Source organism: SAR202 cluster bacterium (assembly GCA_016872355.1).
Classification (GTDB): domain Bacteria; phylum Chloroflexota; class Dehalococcoidia; order Lucifugimonadales; family VGZY01; genus VGZY01.
Genome location: VGZY01000029.1, coordinates 11,658 through 31,970 on the forward strand (window position 1 = coordinate 11,658; position 20,313 = coordinate 31,970).

Consider the following 20,313-nt stretch of genomic DNA (forward strand, 5'->3'; position numbering starts at 1 on the left):
ACCTGATTCTGGATATGATCGATCAGGAGCCGGGCCACCTGAAGTTCATTACCTTCAACCCGGACACTGGCCTGTGGGAGGAGATCGGCACGCTTGTCATCGAGAACGGCGTGGTCTCCCCTGTTTCGCACTTGAGCCTTTACGCCATCGTCGCTCCAAAGGATGTCCTGGAGCGCAACGGCTATTACAGCGAGCCGAGCGACAAGAAGAGCGCCGCGCTCTTCCTCAAGACGCTGTACGACAAGGCCGTTTCCCTCTCAACGGGTGACGTGACCGGCATCGAGGTGAGACTTGACACTCGGGGCACAACGGTCGGCTACATTGAGAGCGTCGTTAACTACCCGGCGGACAACTTCAACTTCCTTGGCCTCGACACGAAAGGCACGGTCTGCGACAAGGGCGTTCACGTAGTATCCCAGGCGCCCGGCAGGATAGTTGTACGGTGCGAGGCTACGAGCCTGATAAACTTCAATGACAGCCTGCTGGTCGCAACCCTCCGGTTTGAGGCGAAGCAGGAAGGCACTACCAACCTGGACATTGACCCGGTATCCGAAGTCCGGCCTCCGGGGTCTAACGAAAACATTCTTGGCTACTTGCCCAAAATGGAGATAACGGTAGACCTGGATGTGCCGCCCATCCAGTACATCGCGCCCGTTTCGCCCAAGAATCGCAGCATTATACCCGGCATCCCTGTTGAGGAGCTGGTTGAAGAACTGGGCCGCCTGTGGCTGATCGGCTTTGCCGTAGCCGGAGGCCTTCTCCTTCTGGTCTTCTTGAGGCGCCGCAGGAGGTACATTATCCCCCGCCCGCTGCTGGTACCGCCGCCCGATAGGGACACGGTGGTCACAATAGGCATGTTCGACGGCGTCCACCTCGGACACCAGCACCTTATCGCGGCTGTAATCCAGGAGGCGAAGGACAAAAACCGCCGGTCCGCCGTGGTCACGTTCAAGAACCACCCGGCAACCGTTCTGCGCCCGTCCGCCGCGCCCCTTATGATCATTACACTGGAGGAGCGCATCTCCAGGCTGAAGGCGCTCGGTGTGGACTATATCGTGCCTATCGAGTTTGATAAGGCCCTTGCGAGCCTGACCGCCGAGGACTTCCTGAAAATCCTGCAAGAGGACCTGCGGATGAAGGGCTTCGTCGTTGGACCGGACTTCGCAATGGGCCGGGGCCGAAAGGGGGATGTGAAGGCGTTGCACAAGCTGAGCGAGGATATGCACTTCGATCTCAGGATCGTTGGGCCGCTTAAAGACCCTTACGGGGAAGCGGTGAGGAGCACCAATATCCGCAAGCAGCTCGCCGCGGGCTACGTCAGCCGTGTAAGCAACCAGATGGGCAGGCACTTTGTGTTGCGCGGCCCAGTAGTTCATGGCAACGGCAAGGGCAGCGGGCTGGGCTTCCCGACGGCCAACCTTAACGTGCCGCCCGGTATGGCCATTCCGGCCGACGGAGTCTATGCCGGCCACGCGCTCGTGGACGGGCAGCGGTACATGTCCGCCATCAGCATAGGCAGCCGGCCCACGTTCGAGAACGGCACTTACGCCATAGAGGCGTTCATCCTGGACTTCTCCGGCGATATCTACGGCAAGGACATCGGCCTGGAGTTCGTGCACCGGCTCCGCGGACAGGTCAAGTTCGCCACCGTGGAGGATTTGCAGAAGCAGGTAGACAAGGACATCGCAGAGGCGAGGGCCATACTGCTGAACGCGGGGACGAGGTAGCGGCGAGACCCATTGCCATTGTCGACAATACCCCAGCCATTCTGGCTGGGGTATTCCTTTGAAATAGCAGGCTTTGGCGAGCCTGTCCTCGGTAGGGGTCCCGACGCATCGGGGCATTTACAGGACAGCGGCAGTCAGATGCAGGTTAGATATCTGCTCGTAGGGGCGGCCCTATGTGGCCGCCCTGTTCAACCCGAGAGCGGCGGTAATTCACAGGAGTGGACATTTCAATGGGAAGGGCCAGGGCGGCCACGCAGGGCCGCCCCTACCGAAGGCGAGCCCGGCTCCACTACCTGCGCGGTGAACAACCAGGGCGGGTCTGAGACGCGCCCCTACCGCTTTCCCTACCCAACTGGTCGTCGGGCGCCAAACCTGTAGAATAGTCCGCGTGCAATTTCAAAATCAGGCAGGCTCATCATGGACCAGAAACAGATCGACCGCGTCCTCCGGCGCGGCGTTGCCGAGGTGATCGTCGAGGCGGAGCTCCGCAAGCTGCTGGAATCGGGCCAGCCGCTGAGGCTCAAGATGGGCTTCGACCCAACTGCCCCGGACCTTCACCTGGGGCACGCCGTGGGGCTGCGCAAGCTCCGCCAGCTCCAGGACCTGGGCCACAAGGTGGTGGTGATCGTGGGCGACTGGACTGCCCGGATAGGCGACCCCAGTGGGCGCTCCGCCACCCGGCCCATGCTCACCGAGCAGCAGGTGCTCGCCAACGCCGAGACGTACCTCAACCAGTTCTTCAAGATCGTCGACCGCAGCAAGACGGAGACGCGGTTGCAGAGCGACTGGTTCGGCCCGTTCACGCTTGCCGATGTCATCCGACTGACCAGCAAGTTCACGGTAGCCCAGTTTCTCGCCCGCGAAGACTTCGCAAAGCGCTTCAAGTCCAACCAGCCGATCGCCATTACAGAGATCCTCTACCCTCTCATGCAGGCGTACGACTCCGTCGTCATTAACTCGGACATCGAGTTCGGCGGCACAGACCAGAAGTTCAACCTGCTGGTAGGGCGAGAGCTGCAGGTAATGTCCGGGCAGCGGCCCCAGCAGTGCCTGATTGTGCCCATTCTGCCGGGCACCGACGGGATGAAGAAGATGAGCAAGAGCCTGGGCAACTACGTCGGCCTCACCGAGCCGCCGAACGATATGTTCGGCAAGATCATGCGCCTGCCGGACCTTGCCAGCGACGAGCTTCCGGACAGCGGCGCGACCGACCGCACAAAGGTCAACGGCTCGCAGTCGTTGATCCTCATGTACATGGAGTACCTGACGGACATCCCGGACGAGGAGATTGCGGAGATGAAGGCCGCGCTTGAAGCTAGCGCGGTCAATCCGATGGAGCTCAAGAAGAGGCTGGGCCGCGAGATTGTGGGCTTCTTCCATTCCCCCGAGGACGCGCTGGCCGCCGAGCGCCATTTCGAGCAGACCGTCCAGCGCCGCGAAGTGCCGAAGGACATCGAGACCTATCCCCTGCCGGCGCGCGCGGACCTCATGACGAAGCGCCTGAGCCGGTTCCTCGCCGAGACGGGCCTCGTTCCCAGCGCCGCAGAAGGCCGCCGCCTGATATCGCAAGGGGCTGTACAGGTGGACGGCGAGCGCGTGGACTCGGACGTGACCGCCGAGTTCCTGAAGCCCGGAAGCATCCTTCGCGTGGGCCGCCAGAGGATGATCAGACTGGCCTCCCACGGGGCGTGAAGAGGGTGCTGGGTGCTGGGTGCTGGGTGCTGGGTGCTGGGTGCTGGGTGCTGGGAATGACGATAGGAGTATGGCAGAATGGCCGTCAACAGCTATCAGGATCTCAGAGTCTGGCAAATGGGAATGGAGCTTGTTGAGGAGACTTACAAAGTCTCTCTTACATTTCCTCCTCATGAACGTTATGGCCTTGCACAGCAGATACAAAGGGCAGCGGTCTCCATCCCGTCTAACATCGCCGAAGGGCACGAGAGACACCACATCAAGGAGTATCTTCATCACCTTTCAATGGCTCAGGCCTCGCTGGCGGAGCTTGAGACTCAATTATTGATCGCCATTCGCCTAAAGTATCTGACAGAAGAACAATCGGCTATGGCTCGCCAAACAGCAGACTCATTAGGTAGACAGATTCGCGCGTTAAGATCAACCTTAGCGAAAAGAACATCCGAGTGACCGCTGCCCATGGTTTATCTCCCACCATCTTGGCTGTTGCCCAGCACCTAGCACCCAGAACCCAGAACCCTCCCCTGTGCTACAATTTTTTCCCGGCAAAGCGTCCGTTAGGAGGAACTCACGTGGTTAACCTGCGAATCCCCGGTCCGATCCCCGTTCCAGACGACATTCTCCAGGTGATGGCAACCCCGATGATCAACCATCGCGGGCCCAAGTTCAAGGAGATGCTCTTCCGCGTCACGGACGGGCTGCGGCAGGTCTTCGACACAAAGAACGACGTCTTCATCATCACGTCTTCCGGCACCGGCGCAATGGAGGCTGCCATCGTAAACACCCTCTCGCCCGGAGAGAAGGTGCTGTGCGCCTCCATCGGCTCGTTCGGCGACCGCTTCGGGGAGATTGCCCGCCGCTTCGGCGCGAACGTCACCATGCTCAAGTTCCCGCAGGGCACCGCCATCGATACGGCGAAGCTCCGAGAGGCGCTCAAGAAGGACCCGGGCATCACGACCGTCCTTGTTACGCACAACGAGACGAACACCGGGGTAACCAACGACCTTGAGGCCGTGGCGAAGGTGGTGAAGGGCGAGTTCAACAAGCTCCTGCTCGTGGACGGCATCAGCTCCGTCTGCTCCATCCCCATACACACCGACGCCTGGGACCTGGACGTGGTGGCCACAGCCTCCCAGAAGGGCTGGATGCTCCCGCCGGGCCTTGCCTTCATGTCCATGAGCAAGCGCGCGTGGGAGGCCCACAAGAAGTCCACGATGCCGCGCTTCTACTTCGACATGACCGAATACAAGAAGTACTACGACCTGGGCCAGCCGCCCTACACTCCCGGCCTTTCGCTCATCTTTGCGCTGGACTACGCCGTCAAGAAGCTGATGGATGAAGGCGTGGAGAACATCTACAAGCGCCATGCGAAGATCGCGCAGATCACCCGCAACGGCATCCGCGACCTTGGCCTCAAGGTGTTCCCGGACGACAAGATCGCGTCCAACACCGTCACGGCGGTCCTGATGCCGGACGGCATTGACGCCGACAAGCTCCGCAAGTTCGTGCTGGACGACCACAAAGTGGTGCTGGCGGGGGCCTACGGCGAGCTGACCGGCAAGATGTTCCGCATCGGCCACCTGGGGTACGTAACTCCGGGCGAGATCGAGGACATGCTCAAGGCCATCCGCCTCTCGCTGCCGAAGGTGGGCTTCACGCCCGCCACGCCGGCGAAGCGGTAGGGTGCGGCCCGGATTCGAAGACTTCCCGATTCCCAGGGGTCATACGGGATTTGCGACATCCGGGTTCAGAGCAAGGGACGGGGTACGGGGTGCGGGGTACGGAAGAGTCTCCCTCCTCTCCCGGAGGGAGAGGCCTACAGGGCCTTGTCCGTAGGGTGAGGGCTAAAGGCTGTTCTGCCCCGTGTCCCTTCCGAACGTAGGGGCAGGTCCCCGTGCCTGCCCGGCTTTTGGCTCGAAAGATCTCGCCATCAGGGCCGTACCCCACCCCGGGCCACGACTCCATCGGGGCTCGGCTGTTGGATCGAGAGTCTTCGCTCTTGGGCCGGTCCCCACCGGGGCAGGCACGGGGACCTGCCCCTACGCTCGGAGCCCCACAGCACACCACCCCGACACCCTCTCTGTCCCGATGGAATCGGGACATCTCCCTCGTCAAGGGGGAGAAAGGAAGAGGGAGCCGCCCTCACCCGTCCACTCAAGCACGCTCGTCGCCTTCCGCTGGAACTCCGCCACCGCGTCGGCGTCCCCGGTGAACAGCAGAGTGCCGTTTGCCACGATTTCCCGCTGGATCGCAAGCGGCACCGCGCGGCAGTTCACCAGGTCAACCGGCTGCCCCAGCGCGGCCACCAGCTCCCGCCGGCACGCCTCCGCTGCCTCCGCCAGCCCGCCAATCGCTACGCCCTCCGGCAGCAGAATGCCGAAGTCCATCTCCGCGTCCTCCCACCCCTCAGCCGCCTCGTACAGCCCAAGCAGGTAAATCGCCTGGGCTGCGGGGAAGTGGGAGAGGATGCTGCGGACGGCAACTCCGTGCTGATTCAAGTGTGACTTCCATGGCATTAGAAAAGTCGCGTACACTCCACAAGATACTGAAATGACTACCTTCAATCAAGCTTATTGACAATGCATCGTCAAAGAATGATATTAAGGCCGAGAAATCCGAGCGCACTGACCAACTCTGAATCTATCGGTGGCGTGAAATGGCAAATACTGAGCTTCGATATCTGTATCGAGACGCTTCAAACTACAAGTTCCGAGGGGTCGTAATCATCCGAGGGCGCCTAACTCTAGAAGAATTAGCGCCGTCTCTATGGGAGAGGGAGCACTTCCCTCCAACCAAGGTCGGGTTGAGATCCCTTGTTCCAGTGCCGTAGACCGAGGACGACCATGATTGGCATGAGATTTCAGAGTTGAGTCCGACATTCGAAACTCCTAATGGCCCCAGCGCCGCGGCCCTATTGAACTCTTTCAAAAGACGACATTCCGCATGATGGCGTCCGTGAGAGAGGCAAAGAGTTGGTCGAGACACGAACTCATCCTCACATTCGACCTGTACTGCAAAACGCCCTTTGGGAAAATTCACCGACGTAATCCGAGGGTTATAGCCTTGGCCGGAGCAATCGCAAGGTCGCCCAGTGCAGTAGCGTTGAAGATGACCAATTTCGCCAGCCTCGACCCGACGCTGCATCAGAAAGGTATGTCGAACGCCAGCAAGATGGACCGCGAGATTTGGGAAGAATTCTTCCTTCATTGGGATTCGCTAATCGCAGCCGTCTAGCAGGCGGAGAAAACCGTAGGTGGCGATCCAGCCCATAGTGAATTAGTGGACCGCGTAGGATTTGACGTCCTAACGATCAGTAAGGCCCGGCGGAACCAAGACTATTTCCGTGAAGTCGTGCTCGCGTCTTATGACACCACCTGTGCGATCACCGGCCTTCGCAACGCCGCTCTACTAGTTGCGAGTCACATCATCCCTTGGTCACAAAGTGAGACTGTACGCCTGAATCCAAGCAACGGCATATGCTTGAACGCCTTGCATGACAAAGCCTTCGACAGTGGTCTTATGACTTTCGATGAAGACTATTGCCTGATTTACTCCGACCAACTACAGCCGACGGCCGGCAGCAGTTGGAAATCCCTGTTCGCTCCTTACCAAGGCCTCAAGCTAACAATGCCGAGCCGCTTCTTGCCTGCACGCGAGTCACTGGAATTCCATCGGAACACTATCTTCATCCCCTAACATCTTGGAAGCCTCTCAAGTCTCATTTTGGACATCAGCGCTGGCTTAATGCAGCCTACCGCCGGTTGGCATTCTGAGCACCAACTCGCCAAATGTGTTTGCCGATTCCATTCTTAAGCAATCGCGCAATTCGTCTCTTCCGTCCTCCTCCTTATCCAATGGCGAGCAATTTGACGGCCCATGTCACTTTACCCTGCTTTCCGTACCCTGTACCCTATACCCCATACCCTACTCACCACGGAGCGGCAAATGGTCTCTATCGCCTTTGAAAAGTACCTCCTCCCGAATGGCCTGCAGGTCATTCTGCACGAAGACCACTCGCTGCCGATGGTGGGCGTGAACGTCTGGTACCACGTGGGCTCAAAGAACGAGGAGCCCGGCCGCACCGGCTTCGCCCACCTCTTCGAGCACGTGATGTTCGAAGGCTCAAAGAACCATAACAAGAACTTCTTTGAGCCTCTCCAGAAGGTGGGCGCGATCATCAACGGCTCCACCACGGAAGACCGCACCAACTACTACGAGAACCTCCCCTCCAGCTACCTGGAGCTGGCCCTGTGGCTGGAGGCGGACAGGATGGGCTTCCTGCTGGACGCGCTGGACCAGAAGCGCTTCGACACCCAGCGCGATATCGTCAAGAACGAGCGGCGCCAGCGGTACGAGAACACGCCCTACGGCATGGCGTACCTGCTCCTCCGCCCGGCGCTGTACCCGGAGCCGCACCCGTACAACTGGCCGGTGATCGGCTCCATGGAGGACCTCTCCGCCGCCTCACTGGACGACGTGAAGGAGTTCTTCAAGACCTACTACGCGCCCTCCAACGCCAGCCTGGCGATTGCTGGCGATATCGACCGCGAAGCCGTCAAGAAGCTGGTCGAGAAGCACTTCGGCGACCTGCCGCCCGGGAAGGCGATCACCCGCGTGGGCCGCATGGACGCGCCGCGCAGGGGCGAGGTGCGTATTGAAACGTCCGATAAGGTGCAGCTCCCCCGCCTGTACCTCACCTACCCCAGCCTGCCGATGTTCGAGACCGACGAGGCGGCGATGGAGGTGCTTGCGGCGGTGATGGGCGACGGCAAGAGCTCCCGGATGTACCGGACGCTCGTCTACGAGAAGCAGATCGCCCGCGACGTGCGCGTGATGAACTGGCAGCACGAGATCACCGGCGAGTTCCACATCCAGGCCACGGCCGCGCCCGGCAAAACGCTCGAAGAGGTGCAGGCGGTAATTGAGGACGAGATTGAGAAGATCAAGCGCGAGCCGCCGACTGAGCGCGAGGTACAGCGGTCCCGGAACCGGATCCTCAGCAACCACGTCCGAGCGCTGGAGCACTTCGGCAGCCGCGCGGACCAGCTTAACCACTACAACATCTTCTCGGGCGACCCTAACAAGCTGAACACGGACCTGGAGCGCTACAAAGCCGTTACGACGGAGGAGATCTCCCGCGCCGCAGCAAAGTACCTGGGCCGGGACAGGGTGCGGCTGGCGGTGCTCCCGGAGAAACCGGGCAAGGCGCTGGAGAGCGCGCTCGACCGGTCGCAGATGCCCGCGGGCGCTCAGCCAAGGGCGTTCGTCCCGCCCATGCCCAGGCGCGAGAAGCTGGCGAACGGCCTCAACGTGCTGTTCGTTGAAAGGCACGAGCTGCCTGTAGTGGCCATGGAGCTCATCTTGAGGGCCGGATCGATCACCGACCCGGAGGACCGGCCCGGACTGGCCCACATGGTCGCCGCGATCCTGCCTGAAGGCACAAAGAGCCGCACGAGCCAGGAGATAGCCGACGAGATGGAGTTCCTGGGCTCCCACCTGGAGACGGCCTCCGGCCGCGAGTACGCCAGCATCACGGCGGAGACGCTGACGGAGCAGTGGGAGCGGGCGCTGGAGATCGTGGCGGACGTAACGCAGAACCCCACCTTCCCGGACAACGAAATCGAGAGGATCCGCAAGGAGCGCCTGACGGACCTTCGCAGGATCATGGACGACCCCAACGCGATATCTCAGCGGGCTTCGCGGGCGATCATCTACGGCCCCAGGAGCCTCTACGGCCACCCGCTGACCGGCACGATCGATTCCGTATCGGTGATGACGAAGACCGAGCTCGTGAGCCACTTCAAGGCCCACTACGGGCCTGAGGACTCGACGCTCATCGTTGTGGGCGATGCGACCAGGGACCAGATTATGAAGGCCGCGGAGAAGCTGTTCGGCGGCTGGAAGCGTCAGTCGACGAAGACGACTAAAGAGGCGGCCTCTGCCGCTAAGCCGCCCACGCGGGGCACGACCATCTACCTGGCGGACAAGCCGGGCGCCGCGCAGTCGATCATCCGCTCCGGGCACCTGACCATCCCGCGACACGACCCGGACTACTTCACCATGACTTTCCTGAACTACGTCTTCGGCGGCCACCCGACGGCGCGCCTGTTCATGAACCTGCGACAGGACAAGGGGTACAGCTACGGCTACTACTCCCAGGTGGAATGGGTGACCGGCCCGTCGGTCCTGTTCGCCGGCGGCTCGGTGCAGACCGCGGTCACGAAGGAGTCCGTGGTGGAGACCATCAAAGAGTTCCTCGACCTGCGTGAGAATCGCCCCGTGAGCCACGAGGAGTTCAACGCCACGCGCGACGGCATGTTCCGTGCCTTCCCCTCTCAGTTCGAGACGCTCGGCCAGATGGTGGCCCAGCTCAGCCGCATCGCCCAGTTCGGCCTGCCCGACGACTACTACGCAACGCTGATTCCGAAACTGGAGGCCATCAAGCTGGAGGACATGCACCGCGTGGCCGGCAAGCGCATAGACCCGGAGCACCTGGCCATACTGGTGGTGGGAGACGCAAAGGTAGTGGAGCCGCGGCTGCGGGAGCTTGGACTGCCGATCGTGAAGGTGGATGCTGAGGGGAATGAGATTAGCTAACTCGGCGGCAGGCACGTAACCGCCCCTTCTGAGCGCGTGTCTCAATAAACACAGGCCGCTCCCCTGGGTCCAGGGGAGCGGCCTGTCTATTCTCCGTTTATCCGGGACTCCGCTACTCAGCGCCGGCCATTGCCCTCCTGCGCCGCACGTACAGCAGCCCCATTGCGCCCGCGAGGGCCAGCAAGCCGATGGCGGTCGCGGAGGGCACGTTCGGCAACGCGCCCGGCGCAAGGCCGAAGACAAGATCGGAACAGCCGCAGCTGCCTGCGGAGAGCTCTACGATGTGGTCGCCCGGCGGTATTGGGATGGTCTGCGTCATCCCGAACGGCGCCACAACCCTCACGGAATAGGCGCCGTCCGAGAGGCCGGTGAATTCGTACATGCTGGCGGCATCGGTCGAATCGACCGGCTCCCCGGTGTCGAGACCGCCGTCGAAATTCAGGTCCAGGAATACGATTATGTTGGCCAGCGGGACCTCATCCACGTCCCAGACGCCGTCCATCACGGCGTCCTCGAAGACGTGGCCGGTGATGACGCCGGTGCCGGCCCCAACGTCCACCGAAGCCTCCGGCTCGCCGGTAGTGCCCTCACTGTTGCCGGCGTTGTCTGAGGCGATTGTGAAGAACGCGTAGGTCCGGCCGCTCTCGCCCGGGAACGCAGCCTCTCGGGCGGTGGTATTCCTCAGCCACCGCTGTGGCGCGCCGCCGTCATCGTCGGTGACCGTGACTGTTACGAAGTAGGAGTCCGGCGAGGCCAGCGTGCCGGAGGACTGCGGGTAAACATGCGAAAGCCCGAAGGCATTGCCGTTCAGCGCGAGCGGCTGCGGGCCGTTGCCGTCATCGTAATCGACCGTGGCGGTGAATGAGTCCGTGCCCGGGTCGCTGAATGAGCCTGCGCCCGTGCCTGCCAGCGCCGCGACTTCGCCCGCGGAGAGCATGCGGTTGTATAGGCCGATCTCGTCGATCACGCCGTTAAACCGCAGCCACCCGTTGCCGCCGGGCCAGCTGGTGCTGAAGCTTGCGCCGAACTTGTACTTGTAGACGGACGTCCAGGCACCCTGCGTGTGGGCCTTGCTGCCCACCAGCGCGCCGTCAAGGTACATGCGCTGGGTCACGCCGTCATACGTGACGGCGACGTGGTGGAATACGCCGTCAGTGACTGTGACAGAGGTAACTATGGGGTCTGCCGCGTTTTTCCAGAAGACCTGGCCGTACAGCCTGCCGTCCGTGCCCACGTATACGCCGGGCACGTATCCGCCCGGGCCGCCGAACGGATCGACGTTCTGCTGGCCGAAGATGCCGCCGGGCGACGTGGTCTTGAACCAGGCGGAGAAGGACATCGGCGTGTTGCTGGTCCCGGAGGTCGGGAACGGGAACGAGTTGTCCGCCAGTTTGACTATCGAGTTGTTCCCGTTGAACACAAAGCCCTGGCCGGACTTGCCCGGGCCGAAGGTCACATTCTGATTCGTGCCGTGCATTGAGCCGACGCCGTCGTTGGTGTTGCCCTCGCCGCCCCAGTAGTTCGTGGGGCCTGCGCCGGTGAGGCCGACGTTCAATGTGTACGGCTCAAAGCCGTTGACGGCGGCGCCGAGGTTGATCGAGGGAGCAACGTTGTTCACCGTGACATTGGCGGTGCCGGTGGTGAAGTTGAAGTAACCGTCCAGCGCCTTGCCCGCGACGGTGCGCACCCCGTTGTCCAGAGCGCGGCAGGTGGCGGTGTTGCCGGCTTGCGGGCCGACCTCGAACGTGCCGTCGTTATCGCAGTCGAAGGAATAGGTCAGCGTCCCTGCGAAGCTGGTGCCGTTAATCGTGACCGTGAATGGCGACCCTTCGTTCGCTGAGGCCGGGGCCGAGACCGATACGATCGGGGCCTGCGGGAGGGTAAGCTCCACCGATCCGCTATCGCACGCCGCGCCCTGCGGGCGGGCGTTGCCCCGCTGGTCCGTAGTTAGCGTGCAGAGATTGGCCGGCACCCTGTTGACTGCCTGGCTGCCCATCAACAGAAGGTGTGTCTGACTGGATCCGCCGTTGTTAGCCAGCGCGCCGATCAGCGGGTCTACCCCTACCACGTCGCCTGTCGTATTTCCGCATGAGGCGTCGCGGATGACGTTGTACCCGCCGGAGCCCACGCCGCCGCACTGGGAGACGGAGGTGTCGCTGCTGATGACGCTCTTTGCGACCGTGAGCGAACCGTTGCCGTTCCAGATGCTGGAACCCGCGCCGCGGCCGCCCGGAGAGCCGTCCGGGTATCCGCAGGGGGCGCACCAGCCGTAGCCACCCGGAGCGCCGTTGCCTGTCAGGTTGCCGGACATCGTGACGTGGGAGAGCGTGCTGACTGCGCCGTTGTCCTGGTATATGCCCGCGCCGTGGCCGCCGGACCCGCCGTTGCCGCCGCGGGACCAGTGGGTGCCGCCGCCCGCGCCGCCGTTGCCGGTGGTGTTGTTGCTGATCGTCGTGTTCGTGATCGTGAGCGGGAAGCTGCTGAATATGCCCGCGCCGTAGCCGCCCGGCGCGCCGTCGCCGGCCCAGCCGTTATCGGCGCTCATCGTGCTGCCCTCGCCGCCGTTGCCGGTGACGTTGCCGCTGATGGTCACGCCGGCAATGGTGGTCGGGCCGTTGGCGAAGATGCCGCCGCCGTGGCCGCCCGCGCCCGCGAAGCTCCTGCCCAGGTAGGTGTCCGGGGCATCGCCGCCGCGGCCTGTCGTGCCGCTGGTTATGCTCGTGGACGATATGGAGGACGTGCCGCCGACGAACAGCGCGCCGCCCAGGCCGCCGCCGCCGCCGGAGCCCTGGTAGCCAGCCTGGCCCTGGTAACCGCCGTGGCCGCGTGTGCCGGTGGAGCTCCCTGAGATGGAGCCCCCGCTCAGGGTGAGGCCGCCGCTCACATAGAGAGCGCCGCCGTGGCCGCCGGAGCCGCCGGAGCCCGGAGTGCCGTGCGTGTGTATGCCGTAGCCGCCGTTGCCGCCGTTGCCGGTGTAGTTGCCGGTAAAGGAAACGGTGGTTACTTTTGCCGCAGCTTCAGTGTATGCCGCGCCGCCGCTGCCGCCATGGCCGCCGGACCCGCCGTGCGTATTGCCGTAGCTGCCTACGCCGCCGTTCCCGCCGTGGTTCCCCGACATGGAGCCGCCATTAAGGGTGAAGCCGCCCACCGCAAAGATTGCGCCGCCGCGACCGCCGCTATGGCCGCTGCCGGAGAATGAGCCCGACCAGCCGCCGTTGCCGCCGTTGCCGCCGTTGCCGCCCGCATTATCCGTGAAAGTAAATGTTGAGGCAGTGGCTGTGCCTCCAGCGTAGACCGCGCCGCCATCGCCGCCGGGACCGCCGTTGCCGCCGCGGTCGTTGCCTGACCCGCCGTTTCCGCCGTTGCCGCCGGTGTTATTCGTGAAAGACGCGGTGTTGATCGTCACGTTGACTGTGGAAAAGACGCCGCCGCCGTGGCCGCCGCCCGAGGAGTGGCCGCCGTAGAACAGAACACTTCCGGCGGTGCCTGCGTTGCCGCCGCTATTACCGCTTAAGCTCGCGTTCGTGAGCGTGAGAGCGCCGGTCGTGTAGATGCCGCCGCCGCTGCCGCCGGGGCCGCTGTTGCCGCCCGTGCAGTTATTGGATGTGCCCGTGCCGCCGTTGCCCGCCCTGTTGCCGGTGAAGCTGCTGAAGCTGATTGTCAGCGCGCCTTCGCTGTAGATGCCGCCGCCGCTGGCCCCCGCGCCGCCGCCGTTGGCGCTGCAGTTCGCGAACGCTGCGTTAGCGCCGTGCGGCGCCTGGCCGTTCCGGATAGTTACGCCGCTGATGGAAACGGTCCTGCCGGACGAAATCAGGATGACGCGGTCTATGAAGTTGGCATCGATGACCGACGTCCCGGCCCCGGCGCCGGTGATTGTGATATTGGAGTTGATATCCAGATCGCCGGTGCTGTTGCCGTCTTCGTTCGCGCCGCCGCGGGTAAGTGTGTATGTGCCCGCGGGCAGAATGATCTCCCGGTTCACGTTAAAAGAACACCCGCCGAAGCTCGCGCCGGTGTTCATCGCCTGGATGGCGTTGCGGAGCGAGCAGCTCGCGCCGCCGAACTCATCGGCGGTGGTGTTGACCGTGGTGGTCGGAGGGGCCTCGACCGTCACGGTTACCGTTGCGGTGGAGGACCCTGCGCTGCCGAGCGTGGGGCCGATGATGGATAGCTGGAGCCTGTTGGACCCGAACGGATCGGGATCCATGTGGCCGCAGGTGCCGCCCGCGCCCATCTGCAGGACCTGCTCATTCGTAACGGTAATGGAGTTCTGGTTGGTCACGCCGTTGATGCGGCCGATACGGGCTTCGGTGCCGATCACGGTGAAAGTCTGGGTCACGCCGAAGGGAGTGCCCTGCAGGTTGACGTTGGCGTAGCTTGTCACCTAGTTGTTATCGCAGGCAATGATATTCGCGAACGGCGGCGTGTTGGTGCCAGCCTCCCGCGTTACGGTCGCAAAGGTCGCGTCGTCGGAAATTACCTTCAGCGTGCTGGGGTTGATCCTGACCTTCGTGAAGCGGCTGACCTGGTGGAAGTTCGGGCCGTTCGCCTCCAGGGTCGAGAAGTTGTATGAGACAGTGTTGTCCTGGTTGATGCCCCAGGTAACCGCCGGGCCGCCGGTCTTGTTGAGAGTGATGTACTCGGTCGGGTTGCCGGACATGCCGTAGCAGTAGACTTCGAAGCCCTGGCCGGAGGGGAAGATGGTGTACACCCCGTCGCCGGCGGACGGGTACATTTGCCTGATTTCGGAGCAGCTTATCGGCTCGCGGACCGTGTAAGTAAATGTGTCGGTCCCGCTGAAGCCGGAGTTCGGTGTATACCTGAGCGTTCCGCCCGCGGTCTGGGTTACGGTGCCGTTTGCGCCGTTGGTGAAGCTGTTGATCGCAATGCTGTCGCCGTTCGCGTCGGTGTCATTGGCGCGGACGTTGATGGTTACCTGGGTGTTGTATGGCGTCGTAGGGGAATCGTTGCCCGCGACCGGTGCGGCGTTGATGCCTGCGAGCTGCGCGACTTCCGTGGCAGAGAGGACGCGGTTGTAGATGCGCACGTCATCGATGAAGCCGTTCATCGCATCCTGGGTTGGACTGTGCGGGGATGCGCCAATGTACATGAGTCGGGTCCCGACGTAGTTGCCGCTGAATATGCTGTGGCCTGTCTTGGCATTGTCGGATGATACCGCCACGCCGTCTTTGTACAGGATGCGGACGCCGGAGACCGCATCGTAGGTGCAGGTCCACTGGTTTCAGTCGGAGTCCGTCTGGCCGCCGGGAGATTCGAGATCATTGTTATAGAATGCGCAGGTGAACTGTTTGTTGGATACCGAATCCCTGAATCCGAAGTGCAGGCCCGTATTTGTATTGGGAACACTCCCCTGCGAAAGGATCAGGTCGTACGTGCCCGGGCTGGTCCGCTTCGCCCAAGCGGCGACGGTAAACGAGGAGTTGGCGATGTTGATGGCCGAACCGACGTTGACGGCCTGGTTCGCCCCGTTCAGGGCGAAGCCGGAGCCGTACTTGCCAGCTCCGAAGCCGGCCCCGTTGACCGGCGCGCCGTGGTTGCCGCCGATGGAATCGGTCATCAGCCCATTGGCTTCCCAGTAGGCGAGCAGGCCTGTGCTCGGCGACGCCGCGGCTTCCCGGGACGCCAGCGCCACAAAAACAAAAAGGCCCACCAGTATGGCGGGCAACATCAAACGCCAGTGAGTCTTGGTCCGTAGCATCCCCGGGCTCCTTGAAGGCCACCTTCATACAAAGTGGACTAACATAGAGGTGCTAGTCCAGTTGACATCGTGGCCGCCAAAGTGTGCACGGCTTCAAAATGCAAATCAATAAGGCCAAATTATGTTTTCAACGGAGGCATTATTCGCTTTTTGCCGGCCTTTAATTTGGCAAACGCACCGGCATCGTGCACAGCAATGGCTCTCGCATGCTCACGTGTAATTACGCTGGACACGTAAGTAGTTTCACCTATTTGTTCAATCTCACGTCTCGTTCGACACACTTATGGACACATCCATCAGTCGCGAACTTATGCCCGACCGCACGCTGATCTGGTTGTGCCCGTGACGCAATGACGCCGCCTCCACTGGCCCTGTCAGCCGCCCCTGCGACTCCCTCGCTAGATTTATGTGTCGACCATTGACCGTCACGGCGACACCCTCCGGCAGTCCCGGAGCATCGATCTGCAGCGAAAAGTCGGCTGAAATACCCGCGCCGCTTATCTGCGGAAGTCCTCCAATATACAGAGGGAATCTGTAGCTCACACCCGGGGCGAGGTCCTTCGGCGCCATGGGGCCAAGTGTGGGCATCGTGGCAAGCCTTGCCACTTCAGGAATGTACTGGACGAACGAGCTTTGGCCCATGCCGTAAACGTGGTGAAGCCTGTCCTCACGCGCAAGCAGCTCCGGCCTGCCCAGCTCATGGAACACGTCGATCCGCTCCTCCGGGAACAGGTTGAAGAAGTAAATTCCGTCCGCCCCCTCCCCCCACGCCTGCAACGCCATCGCGCGGTAGCTCTCAATCGACTGCCGGGCCGCGTCCTCCCTAGGCGCGCGGCGTATGCAGGGGTAGACCGGAGTGTCGTACCTGTGGCCCAGATCTACCATCTCCTTCCACGGTGCGAGCGCGAATTCTCCCGTAACAAGGATGTCTATGAGGTCCTGCTCCAGCCACGTCACCAGGTCTAGCCCGCACCACCGGCTCATCTCCGCCGACTCTATGACGCGCGCTGCGATGAGGAACGGCCTTCCGCGGCGCTCCTCCACCGCTCGTGTCATCTCGCGCACGCGCCTCACCAGGTCCGTCATCGCCCGGGTCTCGTCTTCAGTCACTGGCTTGCCCCACGCCTGGCTCCTGAAGTGCGGCGGGTGTCGCCAGAAGTCCAGCTCGATGCCGTCCACGTCGTAACGGGTGCACAGGTCCGTGATAAACGCAAGCTGCGCCTCCCTCACCTCCGCCCTGCCGTAGTCCACCCCGGTCCAGTAGCCGTACGGCGGCGGCGCGCCCTCTGTCCCAAACAAGAAGTCCGGATGGCGCCGCTTGTACGCGGGCTTAAAAGGGTAACTCACGTCGTGGACGTCGTTCATGCGTATCGATGAAAAGACCTCCAGCCCGTTTGCGCGGCAGAACTCCACCGCCAGCGCAAGTGGGTCCGTCCTCTGGTCGACCAGCTCCGCTATGGCCGACCGGGTGCCGGAAGGTATCCCCGGCGAGTTCCACGGCTCGCGCCGCATTAGGACCTCGCCGATCTCCGTCCGGTGCTCGAACAGTCCGAACGGCAATGTAGTGCAGTAAAAGACCGTCGACACGTTCGTGCCCAGAAGAGGAGCGAACCTGGCCTTTAGGAAGCTCCCAGGAGTGACCGGCGTATCCACCGGAAAGTAGAGGGCATCGTCGCCATCGTTGTTGAACACCACTGGTCGCTTCCGCCTTACAGCCTCTTCGTGCCGCCGCTGCATGCCGGGCCTCCTTTTGGACGACTGCCAGCTAGCCCTTTTCTAAATCGGGGCTAATGCGGATAATCATAAGTGTCCGGACTATCTAGCACAAGGCCCCGCTCTCTTTTGAAGACCGGGGCCTTTTTCGGAATTCACGATGCTTATTGGACAGTACCCGCCATACATTGTTCCTAGACGCGCTTTCGGCCCCACATTGTCTGAAGAGAGATATGTCCGAAAGGGCTACTGAAATACGGTAGAGCCAAAGGGGGCGACGATTCTCTTTGCTATTTGAGACCAGCATCGCATCCATATTCTCCAGCGCCCCCTGGAAACGAGGGGACTTATGAAGGGAAGGTCTTTCTATCCCAGGGCGCGCCGGTCCCGCGTGACCGGCCTTGCCCTGGCGCTTCTGCTTGTCCTTGTCGCGGCCGCCGGAGCGTTCGCCACGTCCCCGTAGGCGTCGGCCGCGCCCGGGGCTATGTATACTACGACGCCATCCGGTGGTCCAACTGGAGCTGGCAAAGGTCGGTAAACCCGTCGGCCGCCTCCCCCGTGTTCGCGGGCGCCCGGTCGCTCTCCGCTACGTACAACGCCGCATGGGCCGGGCTTCGCTTTACCACAGCTTCTTTCAGTACCATCCCTTACAACAGCCTGCAGTTCTACATCAACGCAGGCGGCCGCTCGCTCGCTTCATTCAGCGTCTCACTCTATGACTCCTCAGGCAGCGAGCTCACTTCCGTGAACCCGCACCCCTACGGCGCAAGCGCCGGCGGTGGCTGGACGAAGGTCACAATCCCTCCTTCCGCACTCGGCGGGGCGATCAGAACGATCACCGGCGTCCGGATGTGGGACAACACTGGGGAGCCCCAACCGGTCTTCTGGATCGACGACCTTGGCTTCGTTTCCGGGGTCCCCGGCACTCCCGTGCCCACCGCAACGCCTCCGCCTCCCTCGCCGTAGCCGGACCCGACCCCGCCTTCGTACTTTATCCGCGATTGGGGCACGCCCGACCAGGCGACGGGGCAGTTCACCTTCCCGACGGGCATCGCCGCAGACGCCGCGGGCAACGTCTACGTCGCGGACAACCATAACTTCGTGATCCAGAAGTTCACGACGAACGGCGCATTCGTGCGCAGCTACGGCACCTACGGGCCGGACGACGGCGATATCCGCTTCGCCCGCGGCGTCGCCGTCTCGCCGGACAGCACCATATACGTTGCGGACAGCGTTAACGACAGGGTCCAGGTCTTCAGGTAAGGGGGTACTGGCGATGCGTGAGAATTTCGACGAAGCGCCGCGCCGATCCGGGGAGCAGCCGCCCCATCTCCTCAATCGCAAGCTGCCTCACCTCAACCCTGTCCGCTACGCCAGCCTCCGTTACCCTGCGTCGCGCCTCCGCAACCATGCCGGGCGCAATGTCCACCGCCAGCACACTCGCGCCGCGTTGCGCCATCCAGACGGCGTCTTCCCCGGTGCCCGCACCAAGGTCCAGCACCTCCGTCCCTTCGAATACAAGCCCTGCAAGCACGTCGTGGACTGCGCGCCGCATGTGGCGATTGGCGGGGCTCTCTACCACAGCCTCCCGGTAGCCTGCGGCGACGTTTGTGAACGCCTCTGCGGTCGCGGCGCCGTGCTGAGCGGGGATGGCGTGGTTCCACGCGCGCCTGAAATGGCTGCGGATGACGCGGGCATTGGAATATATGCGCCCGCCGGGGTAGTGCCTTCGCCAGCCGCCCTCGCGGTGCTTCGTGGCCAGGAACAGGGCCAGCTTCAGCGCGGAATACACGACGGGCCACGCGCCTCCGCTGCGTTGCACCGTCCGTTGACTCTCCGCGCTGCGCGATTCTTCCGCCCTGCGCTTCGCCTCTGCGAACAGCAGTGGGTCGACGGCCTCTAGCACTGCCCGGGACCGCTCCAGCAGTGACGCATAGACCTCGCCGCCGATCAGCACCTCAAGGCGCATGAACTCGCGGGCATAGTCGGGGTGGGAGAGGTCGATCTCTTCGGGGTGCGACTCGTCGACGAGGTAGTTGAAGCAGAGGAAAGTGCGGGGCATGCCAAGGCGCCTTGCGTATTGCCAGCCTTGCAGCAGGCACCCTGCGAACGCCTGCCATAACTTGCCCTTCGCTGCGACGGCAAAGAAGTCGATATCCTCGTGACTACCTGAGTGCTCGGTCCTTACTACGGATCCGGACACCGCAAGCATACGTAGATTTTGGTTGCGACTACGTAGATGGGCCGCAAACCCGCGGGCGGCCTCAATAAGCGCCCCGCGGTCTGAGGTGTCTATCCGGTCACCCCTGACGCCGCGGCTCGCCACACCAATTCTGTGCGTATCTTCAGCACACATACGTAGGGAAGAATACCGGATTCCACCCCCCCCCCAATTCCTAGGTGCCAGCCGACATCGCTCTTCTATGTGGCCCGGCAGCAGGGAAAACGGACAGCCCGGAGACAGACTCTCCGGGCTGTGATAGGAACATGTTGTTTGTGGCGACCCCACCGGATTCGAACCGGCGATCTCTGCCGTGACAGGGCAGTATGTTGAACCGCTACACCACGGGGCCGCGATGGGGAAAACGCATAGGGTACTAAAGAATTGTACGTGTGGAGCGCCGTTCAGGTCAATAGCCGCCGGGGAGTGCTGCATTGGTGCAGTGATAGTGTCAGGGGTTAAGGGAGCAGTGAAAATGTCAGTCTATGAAAGAACTGACAATGAGCGAGAGAGAGGCTAAACGAACGGTAGTGTTGTACGCTGTCCTTGAGAAGCGATTGACAAAGGCTCAAGCTGCCACGGCATTGGGGGTATCGGAGCGCCAGGTATGGAGGCTTCTGGCGACCTACTGGAAGGATGGAGCG

The 20,313-nt window shown here is 62.4% G+C and carries 16 protein-coding genes and 1 tRNA gene; 10 read left to right on the forward strand and 7 right to left on the reverse strand.

Translation table 11 applies throughout. The features are described 5' to 3' along the window. Positions 1-14: 14 nt before the first annotated feature. The 4 genes from FJ319_07925 (at position 15) to FJ319_07940 (ending at position 5,101) form a co-directional block, all read left to right on the forward strand. Complete coding sequence (locus FJ319_07925) at positions 15-1,727, forward strand: bifunctional riboflavin kinase/FAD synthetase (GenBank protein MBM3934215.1); 1,713 nt, start codon at positions 15-17, stop codon at positions 1,725-1,727. 417 nt (positions 1,728-2,144) lie between these two features. Continuing rightward, positions 2,145-3,419, forward strand: coding sequence for a tyrosine--tRNA ligase (locus tag FJ319_07930; GenBank protein ID MBM3934216.1), 1,275 nt, complete (start codon positions 2,145-2,147; stop codon positions 3,417-3,419). Between the two features lie 78 nt (positions 3,420-3,497). Further along, complete coding sequence (locus FJ319_07935; protein MBM3934217.1) at positions 3,498-3,869, forward strand: four helix bundle protein; 372 nt, start codon at positions 3,498-3,500, stop codon at positions 3,867-3,869. 122 nt (positions 3,870-3,991) lie between these two features. Then, positions 3,992-5,101 (forward strand): alanine--glyoxylate aminotransferase family protein, encoded by a 1,110-nt coding sequence (locus FJ319_07940; protein ID MBM3934218.1) that lies wholly within the window; start codon positions 3,992-3,994, stop codon positions 5,099-5,101. A 429-nt stretch (positions 5,102-5,530) separates the two neighbouring features. Here the strand turns inward: FJ319_07940 and FJ319_07945 are convergent, their stop codons facing one another. Next, positions 5,531-5,725 carry a hypothetical protein gene (locus tag FJ319_07945; protein MBM3934219.1) on the reverse strand — a complete coding sequence of 65 codons (195 nt, stop codon included), beginning with the start codon at positions 5,723-5,725 and terminating at the stop codon, positions 5,531-5,533. 637 nt (positions 5,726-6,362) lie between these two features. On the opposite strand from FJ319_07945, the gene FJ319_07950 reads away from it, so the two are divergent. From FJ319_07950 to FJ319_07960, 3 genes are all read left to right on the forward strand, one after another. Further along, positions 6,363-6,653, forward strand: a complete 291-nt coding sequence (locus FJ319_07950; GenBank protein ID MBM3934220.1) for a hypothetical protein — start codon at positions 6,363-6,365, stop codon at positions 6,651-6,653. A gap of 45 nt (positions 6,654-6,698) precedes the next feature. Beyond that, the gene (locus tag FJ319_07955) at positions 6,699-7,115 is read left to right on the forward strand and encodes a hypothetical protein (protein ID MBM3934221.1); all 417 of its coding nucleotides are present in this window, start codon (positions 6,699-6,701) and stop codon (positions 7,113-7,115) included. Positions 7,116-7,295: 180 nt separating this feature from the next. After that, positions 7,296-10,016, forward strand: coding sequence for an insulinase family protein (locus FJ319_07960; protein ID MBM3934222.1), 2,721 nt, complete (start codon positions 7,296-7,298; stop codon positions 10,014-10,016). Between the two features lie 112 nt (positions 10,017-10,128). Here FJ319_07960 and FJ319_07965 read toward each other — a convergent pair whose 3' ends face one another. From FJ319_07965 to FJ319_07980, 4 genes are all read right to left on the reverse strand, one after another. Beyond that, positions 10,129-14,400 carry a hypothetical protein gene (locus FJ319_07965; GenBank protein MBM3934223.1) on the reverse strand — a complete coding sequence of 1,424 codons (4,272 nt, stop codon included), beginning with the start codon at positions 14,398-14,400 and terminating at the stop codon, positions 10,129-10,131. Next, positions 14,401-15,198, reverse strand: coding sequence for a hypothetical protein (locus tag FJ319_07970; protein ID MBM3934224.1), 798 nt, complete (start codon positions 15,196-15,198; stop codon positions 14,401-14,403). Between the two features lie 60 nt (positions 15,199-15,258). After that, a complete protein-coding gene (locus tag FJ319_07975) occupies positions 15,259-15,735 on the reverse strand; it encodes a LamG domain-containing protein (GenBank protein MBM3934225.1) in 477 nt (158 codons plus the stop codon). Between the two features lie 261 nt (positions 15,736-15,996). Then, positions 15,997-17,472, reverse strand: a complete 1,476-nt coding sequence (locus tag FJ319_07980; protein MBM3934226.1) for a hypothetical protein — start codon at positions 17,470-17,472, stop codon at positions 15,997-15,999. A 534-nt stretch (positions 17,473-18,006) separates the two neighbouring features. On the opposite strand from FJ319_07980, the gene FJ319_07985 reads away from it, so the two are divergent. Further along, complete coding sequence (locus FJ319_07985; GenBank protein ID MBM3934227.1) at positions 18,007-18,414, forward strand: hypothetical protein; 408 nt, start codon at positions 18,007-18,009, stop codon at positions 18,412-18,414. A gap of 27 nt (positions 18,415-18,441) precedes the next feature. Further along, positions 18,442-18,711 (forward strand): hypothetical protein, encoded by a 270-nt coding sequence (locus tag FJ319_07990; GenBank protein ID MBM3934228.1) that lies wholly within the window; start codon positions 18,442-18,444, stop codon positions 18,709-18,711. Here FJ319_07990 and FJ319_07995 read toward each other — a convergent pair. Next, on the reverse strand, positions 18,704-19,804 hold the full coding sequence (locus FJ319_07995) for a methyltransferase domain-containing protein (GenBank protein ID MBM3934229.1): 1,101 nt from the start codon (positions 19,802-19,804) through the stop codon (positions 18,704-18,706). The genes FJ319_07990 and FJ319_07995 overlap by 8 nt on opposite strands. A 141-nt stretch (positions 19,805-19,945) precedes the next feature. Further along, a tRNA-Asp gene (locus FJ319_08000) sits at positions 19,946-20,021 on the reverse strand. Positions 20,022-20,154: 133 nt separating this feature from the next. On the opposite strand from FJ319_08000, the gene FJ319_08005 reads away from it, so the two are divergent. Further along, positions 20,155-20,313, forward strand: a 159-nt coding sequence (locus FJ319_08005; GenBank protein MBM3934230.1) for a helix-turn-helix domain-containing protein, incomplete at its 3' end; no start/stop codon positions are given.